The 7,460-nt window shown below is 30.0% G+C and carries 6 protein-coding genes; 3 read left to right on the forward strand and 3 right to left on the reverse strand.

The genetic code is table 11. The features are described 5' to 3' along the window. Positions 1–153 precede the first annotated feature (153 nt). The gene (locus M3Z80_RS03425) at positions 154–897 is read left to right on the forward strand and encodes a YebC/PmpR family DNA-binding transcriptional regulator (RefSeq protein ID WP_293917605.1); all 744 of its coding nucleotides are present in this window, start codon (positions 154–156) and stop codon (positions 895–897) included. 158 nt (positions 898–1,055) lie between these two features. Here the strand turns inward: M3Z80_RS03425 and M3Z80_RS03430 are convergent, their stop codons facing one another. Further along, a complete protein-coding gene (locus M3Z80_RS03430; RefSeq protein WP_293917607.1) occupies positions 1,056–1,355 on the reverse strand; it encodes a DUF3817 domain-containing protein in 300 nt (99 codons plus the stop codon). A 277-nt stretch (positions 1,356–1,632) separates the two neighbouring features. On the opposite strand from M3Z80_RS03430, the gene M3Z80_RS03435 reads away from it, so the two are divergent. Then, positions 1,633–4,098: a beta-glucosidase gene (locus M3Z80_RS03435; RefSeq protein WP_293917610.1), complete on the forward strand. Its 2,466-nt coding sequence runs from the start codon at positions 1,633–1,635 to the stop codon at positions 4,096–4,098. A 137-nt stretch (positions 4,099–4,235) separates the two neighbouring features. Further along, positions 4,236–4,895, forward strand: a complete 660-nt coding sequence (locus M3Z80_RS03440) for a YggS family pyridoxal phosphate-dependent enzyme (RefSeq protein ID WP_293917612.1) — start codon at positions 4,236–4,238, stop codon at positions 4,893–4,895. Here the strand turns inward: M3Z80_RS03440 and M3Z80_RS03445 are convergent. Together M3Z80_RS03445 and M3Z80_RS03450 are read right to left on the reverse strand one after the other, a co-directional pair. Then, the gene (locus M3Z80_RS03445) at positions 4,883–5,815 is read right to left on the reverse strand and encodes a bifunctional metallophosphatase/5'-nucleotidase (RefSeq protein ID WP_293917614.1); all 933 of its coding nucleotides are present in this window, start codon (positions 5,813–5,815) and stop codon (positions 4,883–4,885) included. The genes M3Z80_RS03440 and M3Z80_RS03445 overlap by 13 nt on opposite strands. A gap of 11 nt (positions 5,816–5,826) precedes the next feature. Further along, a complete protein-coding gene (locus M3Z80_RS03450; protein WP_293917617.1) occupies positions 5,827–6,582 on the reverse strand; it encodes a 5'-nucleotidase C-terminal domain-containing protein in 756 nt (251 codons plus the stop codon). Positions 6,583–7,460: the final 878 nt, after the last annotated feature.

Here is a 7,460-nt window from a genome sequence, read left to right on the forward strand (position 1 = left end):
ATTAATGATATTTTTATCATTTTATTTTATAATATAATCTTTAAATACTAAGTCATAAAGCCTGTAAATTATCCAAAAAGTATTAAAAATTAATAATTTATTTTTCTATAATTCATTCAATTATTATTTTTGTTTTAGAAATTAAACTTGATTATGGGACGCGCATTTGAATATAGAAAAGCTTCAAAATTAGCTAGATGGGACAAAATGGCCAAACAATTCAGCCGCATAGGGAAAGAAATTGCAATAGCTGTTAAAGCCGGAGGTCCTAATCCTGAATCTAACCCGGCGCTTCGTCGTTGTCTACTGAATGCCAAAGGAGCCAATATGCCTAAAGACAATGTAGAAAGAGCTATAAAAAAGGCTTCCGGAGCAGATGCAGAACAATACGATGAAATAACTTATGAAGGGTATGGCCCCGGAGGAATTGCTATTTTTTTGGAATGTACAACCAATAATCCTACCCGTACTGTAGCTAACGTACGAGCAATATTTAATAAATTTGATGGCAACCTAGGAAAAAATGGGGAATTAACTTTTTTATTTGATCGAAAAGGAATTTTCACCCTAGATAAATCATCTCTCACCATGGATTGGGATAGTTTTGAACTGGAAATGATCGATGCAGGTGCTGAAGAAATTGAAGAAGATGATAATGAAGTAATCATTACTTCTTCCTTTGAAGATTTTGGTTCTATCAATCATAAATTTGAGGAATTGGGTATTGAACCTAAAAGTGCGGAACTACAAAGATTACCTAATACTACGAAATCACTTCCATTGGAACAAGCTCAAACTATATTAAAAATGCTTGAAAAATTTGAAGATGATGATGATGTTCAACAAGTATTTCATAATATGGAAATTACTGAAGAGCTACAGAATGCAATAAATTAGAATTTTACATATATAAAGATTGAAAGTTTCTTATGTACATAAGAAACTTTCTTTTTTTATCCTATATATTTTAATATTATTCGTAACTCCTTAAATATTCAATTATATAGTAAGGTTTCATATTTGAAATCTTAAACAAATATGTCCTATATACTTTTTTATTTTCTATTCGTTTTTGCCAATTTTTTTTCAACCCATAGGGTTGCAAACGGGAAAAATGCCGACATAAGCACAAAAACAAAATCTTCATCATCCCATTTATAGATTTTTCTAACCCTAAAGGATAAAATAATATAAACTGTAAAAAATAAACCGTGTATCATTCCAACCGGTATCATTAATAGGGTGTTTTGTAAAAAGTATTTCAGAGGCATGGCAACCAAAAAAAGCAAAAAACAACTTACACATTCTGCATAACAAGCTATATTAAAATACTTTTCTAATTTAATTTTGCGCATTTGTTTATATTTATTTACAAAAATAGCACTTTCTTAAGATAAATTATTCAATTAAAAATAAGATAAAATATTGTTTTAATTAGTTATTTTTGTATGAAAATCCAACTATAATTCTATTTCATATTTTTTATTATATAAAATTATATTATAACTATTATTATATATCAACAATTTAATATTGTATAATAATAACAACTTATGAAACACCTAATTTATATCATGTATATGTCAATATATGATAAATAATTTGTACCTTATGAGAAAAAAAAATAATATGATGAAAAAGAGATTTGTATTATGTGCATTAATTGGATTTTGCGCATTTAATCTAAGCAAGGCTCAAACTTATCCTCAGATTTTAGTTAATAATCAAAAATTTTCTGATTGGAACAGAGACGGAAAACTACAACCTTATGAAGATACTCGATTATCAGATTATGAAAGAATTGATGATTTGATTTCTCGGTTATCGGTTGAGGACAAAATACATCTTCTTTTAGGAACGGGAATGGTTGGATTTGAAATGTTAAAAGGTTTTGAAGCAATTGACCCAAAAGGCGTAACAATTCCTAGCTACCTTATACCTGGATCTGCAGGTTCTACCACTCCTATTGACAAATTGGGTATTCCTGCAGTAATATTTACTGATGGACCGGCAGGAGTACGTATTTCTGCAACCAGAAAAGGAGAATCAAATACCTATTATGCTACAGGCTTTCCGGTTGGTGCGCTTATTTCCACCACATGGGATGTGGAATTGGCTGAAGAAATTGGAAAAGCCATAGGAGACGAAGCTTTAAAATATGGTTCGGATATTCAATTAGCTCCTGCCTTAAATATAATGCGTAATCCTTTATGTGGACGTAACTTTGAATATTTTTCAGAAGACCCTTTAATAGCAGGTAAATTCGCTTCTGCTATCACTCAAGGAATACAAAAAAACGGTGTAGGAGTGTCTCTTAAACACTTTGCAGCGAATAATAGCGAAAATAACCGTATGGGTTTAAATGTGCATCTTTCTCAAAGAGCTTTAAGAGAAATTTATCTTCGCGGATTTGAAATTGCTGTTAAAGAATCTAATCCAGCCACTATAATGTCATCTTATAACAAGATCAATGGCACCTATACTTCTGCAAGCTATGATTTATTAACTACCATTTTACGTCACGAATGGGGCTTTAAAGGAACTGTAATTACAGACTGGTTCGGAGGTTATGCAGATGTATCCGCTATTAGTGATACCAGTCATGACGGTATAAGTAAAGATTCATATGAAGAGAAAATTTTTGCCCAACAAATTCATTCCGGTAATAATCTATTAATGCCTGGTACTCAGATACAATTCGAAACATTAAAAAAATATATAGATTCCAAAAGATTATCTATAGAAGATGTAAACAATTCCGTAAGAAAAGTATTGGAAATTATCTTTAAATCTCCACGTGTAGCCGGCTATGTGCCATATAATAATCCTGATTTAAAAAGTCATGGGCTTTTAAGTAGAAAAGCAGCTTCTGAAGGAATGATTTTGTTAAAAAATGATAACGGAGCATTACCTTTAAACAAAGGAAGTAAAATAGCACTATTCGGAAGCGGGTCTTATAATATTATTGCAGGGGGAACCGGAAGTGGAAATGTTAACAAAGCTTATGTAATTTCTTTACCTAAAGGCTTGGAAGAAAACGGCTTTCAAATAGATAAAAATTTAGACAAAACCTATACTTCTTTTGTTAAAGAGGAACTTAGAAAAACTGAAGAACTTAAGAAAAAATTATTAGCTATTTTACCCATTTTAACTCAGCCTACCATTAAAGAAAGAGTCATTGAAAATAGTGCCAAAGAAAATGATATAGCTGTGATCACAATCGGACGCGAGGCCGGTGAATCAGGAGACAGAAAAATAAAAGACGATTTTGATCTTTCGGAAAAAGAACAAAATTTAATTTCTGAAGTATCCAATGCTTTCCATAAATTAAATAAAAAAGTTGTAGTAATTGTTAATTCCGGTAGTGCTATTGAAACCTCCAGCTGGAAAGGAAAAGTAGACGCAATTTTATGGGCAAGTCTTCCAGGACAAGAAGGAGGTTATGCTATAACAGACGTACTTTCAGGTACTGTAAATCCTTCTGGTAAATTAACTCAAACTTTACCTGTTAAGTATTCCGACGTTTCTTCTTCATCAAATTTTGATGGGGTTCCTGCAGAAAAACCTACAGATGTATCTTATAGAGAAGGGATATATGTTGGATATAGATATTTTAATACTTTCAACGTAACTCCTTCTTATGAATTTGGATATGGACTTTCTTATACAAAATTTGATTATTCAGAACCTGTTTTAAGTTCCTCTCAATTCAATCAAAAGCTGGTGATATCATTAAAAGTTAAAAATACAGGAAGTGTTGCTGGAAAAGAAGTTGTACAACTCTATCTTTCTGCTCCTAGAGGAGGAGTTGATAAACCTGCAAAAGAACTAAAAGGTTTCGTAAAAACAAAATTGTTAAACCCAGGAGAAACTCAAGTTGTCTTTTTTGAACTACAACCTAAAGATTTAGCCTCTTTCAATCCTTTAGCTTCTGCCTGGATTGCTGATGCCGGAGTTTATAAAATTGAATTCAGTTCTTCCGTTCTAAACAGTAAACAAACCTCTTCTTTTACATTACCTAATAAATTGATTGTTGAAAAAGTAAATAATGTGCTTAACAACGATCTTAATTTTCAAGATTTAAAATCCAATAGATAAAAAATAAAATAAAACTTGATTTTGAGAGTGGAAATAAATTATTTTTCCGCTCTTTTTTATATAAAATCTTTACTATTCGATTTATTTTTTGAAAAAATTAATTTGTACTTTTACCATCTTAATTTATTTTTCATTTTATGCCTTTAAAAGATTCTTTACAAACCACTTTACAAACAATACCATCGGAGGTAAGTTTGATTGCTGTTTCTAAAATGCATCCTGCAAGAGAAATTGAAGAAATGCATTCTTATGGGCAAATTGATTTCGGGGAAAATAAAGTTCAGGAATTAATGGGAAAATATGGACAATTACCTAAAAGCATTCGTTGGCACCAGATCGGACATTTGCAGAAAAACAAGGTGAAATACATCGCTCCTTTTGTCTATTTGATACATTCTGTTGATAGTTTAGAATTGCTGGAAATCATTGAGAAAGAAGCGATAAAAAATAATCGTCCTCTGGCTGTTTTATTACAAGTAAAAATAGCGCAAGAAGAATCTAAATATGGCTTAACTTTGGATTCGGCTCTTGAATTACTTACTTTTAAAAAGGAAGGAAAATTTCCACATGTTGCTATCAAAGGTCTTATGGGTATGGCCTCTTTTACATACAATAAGGAACAAATTAAGGCTGAGTTTTCTTATCTTCATAAATTTTATGAAACGCATCAAAAAGAATTTGGCTTGGAAATTTTATCTATGGGAATGTCCGATGATTATTTGCTTGCTATTGAATGTGGAAGCAACATGGTTAGAATTGGATCTAAATTATTCGGAAAACGAAACTACACCGTATAATCTTCAATCGGGATGGTTTGGAAAGCAATTTCTTTTAATTTATTATTTTGAGTAAAAAGATAATCTATTCTACCTAATAATAAACCGGCCCAACCTACTTGATTTAAAAGTACTTCTTTGCCTTCTTTGTTTATATATTTTTCGGGCTCTTTAAAAAATGTATGGGTATGCCCACCAAGTACTAAGTCTATATGTGAGGTTTGCTGACAAAGCTGTACATCACATACCTTATTTGGAAAATTCGGATATTTATATCCTATGTGGGAAAGGCAAATAACTAAATCGCATTTTTTTTCTTTTTTCAACATATAGGCCCGATCTTGAGTTATTTCAATAGGATCTAAATATATAGTTTCTAAATAATTCTTTTTTTCAACTAATCCTTCCAATTCGACTCCAATGCCGAATATTCCTATTTTTATTCCTCCTTTGTTTATAATCTTATAATCTTTGGTCAACCCTTCTAATATAGTGTTTGTAAAATCATAGTTGGAACAAAGGAAGTCAAATTGGGCATGAGGCAACTGCTTTTTAAATCCTTCCAAACCGTTATCAAATTCATGATTCCCCATAGTTGATGCTTCATACCCCATTTTGGACATTAATTTAAATTCCAATTCTCCTCCGAAAAAATTAAAATAGGGTGTCCCCTGAAAAACATCCCCCGAATCTAACAATAATACCTGCGGTTCTTCCTGTCTAATAGCTTCAATTAAGGTCGCTCTTCTTGCAAAACCACCTTTATTTGAGCTATGAGCATAAGTAGGAGGAAATGGATCTATCCTACTATGCTGATCATTTGTATGCAGTATAGTTACTTTTTTGTCAGACTTTAAAATTTGGGAAGCAAATGATATTGATGGAAGATTTAATGCCCCTCCTGCTAGTATGGTTGTTTTAATAAAATCTCTTCTTTTCATATGAAATTATTTTAATCTTCATAAATTAATCTTTGATCCGTTAGCTCCGGTAATTCTTTGTATTTTTTTACTTGTTCCAAAAGTATATCTCGTAATTTCAGATGCGTTATTTTTTTAGAATCAGACTTCACAAAAAAATTCATTCTGTCTCCCCCGTTCATTAAATAATCTATTGTTACTACCCAATATTTCTTAGTATTGTCAAAATCCTTACCTCCGATTTTCGCTGTATACAATTGGTCATTTTTATAAATAAGCTTAATTCCAGCCAAAGGATGTCCTTTCTTTTCTGTTCTTAAATAATCAAACATTTCTTTCATTTGTGAATCATCGAGCTGTATATATACCAATTCATTTTCAAAAGGCGCTACTTCAAATATATTTTCTACGGTTACCACTCCTTTAGGGATAATAGATCTAATTCCGCCAATATTTAACAAGCAAAAATCGGGATCAGGAATAGAATTCTTTTTTGCATATATTTTAGCATAATCTAATACTAAATCGGCTAGTAAATTACCTTCGTTACTGGAATATCCGGTCTTAGTAAAATCTACCTTTGCATAGCTAATTGGTTGATTCATTATTGAATCCATTTGTTTTTTATAAGGGTAGATATATTGTATATATTGAGAGTCAGACTTGATTGAATCATTTATTTCTTGATTAAGATAGGCTTTAAATATTCCTATTGATTTAGTTGTTTTGCAATTTATTATAAACACTATTAAAATGCAAAAAAGAATTAATTTTTGAAATTTTTTCATATTTATGATATTTATAAACCTAAAACTTTTCAAAAATAACAAATTCTAATGTTTAGGTAATATTACATTTATTTAAATCTATGCATTATATTTAATATTTTTATACGTTTAAGGTCAAATATCTACACCTAATTGTCTTAATAACTTATTATTTAATATAATAAGTTACTGCTCTTTATATTGCTATACAATATCAACCGATTCTAAAGTATATTTTATGATGGTCATGACCATCATAAAATAAAGGAAAGTATTTTTCCCATTTTATACCCTATATTAATTAGGATTATTCATATGTTAAATATTGATTACTTTACGCCTTCTAAGATCTTGTTTATATTATCCATGGCTTTTATTTTATATTTATCAAGATTAAAAAATTCCTTTTGGAAAGAAATATGGACTGTATCAATATCTCCTGTTACTCTTTCGATAATACCAATAAGCTGTAAGAAACAATCCTCTTTCCAATTTTGATTTTGTTTTGCTATATTAATTATAAATTTTTATGTAATAAAATCTCGAATAAACGATATATTTTTTTTAATAGCTTTTTATTATTTTTTTATGTTTGACTAAATACTCATGTGTATTTATTCTACTGGGATATTTTTTGTTTTTGTCTTACGTTATTTTAACAAAGAAATCAAATTATTTAATACACCCAATATTTGTTAGTTTATTTATTAGTCCTTTATTAATAATTATTTATTTGGCAACTAATTATTTTCTGACTGGGTATATTACCGGATTACGAAATGCTCCAATTCCTGAAAAAATTAATCTCTATTTAAGTTTTTATAATATTATACATTTTCAATCCATTCTTCAATAGGTCAGTTTTAGGATTGAAAATTCATTATAATATTTCTGCTTTT

Origin of the sequence: Apibacter sp. (assembly GCF_025291155.1) — a bacterium.
In the GTDB taxonomy this organism is placed as follows: domain Bacteria; phylum Bacteroidota; class Bacteroidia; order Flavobacteriales; family Weeksellaceae; genus Apibacter.

What these genes read in the sequence shown, in the direction of transcription:
- M3Z80_RS03445 (WP_293917614.1), bottom strand. Translation starts at nt 5,815, where the DNA reads ATGAAAAGAAGAGATTTTATTAAAACAACCATACTAGCAGGAGGGGCA.
- M3Z80_RS03430 (WP_293917607.1), bottom strand. Translation starts at nt 1,355, where the DNA reads ATGCGCAAAATTAAATTAGAAAAGTATTTTAATATAGCTTGTTATGCA.
- M3Z80_RS03435 (WP_293917610.1), top strand. Translation starts at nt 1,633, where the DNA reads ATGAAAAAGAGATTTGTATTATGTGCATTAATTGGATTTTGCGCATTT.
- M3Z80_RS03440 (WP_293917612.1), top strand. Translation starts at nt 4,236, where the DNA reads ATGCCTTTAAAAGATTCTTTACAAACCACTTTACAAACAATACCATCG.
- M3Z80_RS03450 (WP_293917617.1), bottom strand. Translation starts at nt 6,582, where the DNA reads ATGAAAAAATTTCAAAAATTAATTCTTTTTTGCATTTTAATAGTGTTT.
- M3Z80_RS03425 (WP_293917605.1), top strand. Translation starts at nt 154, where the DNA reads ATGGGACGCGCATTTGAATATAGAAAAGCTTCAAAATTAGCTAGATGG.